Raw genomic sequence first — 268 nt, 5'->3', positions numbered from 1 at the left:
CCTGGGGAGTACGGTCGCAAGACTGAAACTCAAAGGAATTGACGGGGACCCGCACAAGCAGTGGAGTATGTGGTTTAATTCGAAGCAACGCGAAGAACCTTACCAGGTCTTGACATCCCTCTGACCGGTCTAGAGATAGACCTTTCCTTCGGGACAGAGGAGACAGGTGGTGCATGGTTGTCGTCAGCTCGTGTCGTGAGATGTTGGGTTAAGTCCCGCAACGAGCGCAACCCTTATGCTTAGTTGCCAGCAGGTCAAGCTGGGCACT

The 268-nt window shown here is 53.7% G+C and carries 1 rRNA gene; it reads left to right on the top strand.

What is annotated here, in order from left to right:
- Positions 1 to 268: ribosomal RNA gene (locus ACN6NF_RS25890) — 16S ribosomal RNA — on the top strand; the annotation flags it as partial.

It is taken from the genome of Paenibacillus sp. TSM33 (assembly GCF_056099025.1).
Note: the sequence above shows the minus strand (reverse complement) of the source record. Positions and strands in the feature narration are given on the sequence as shown.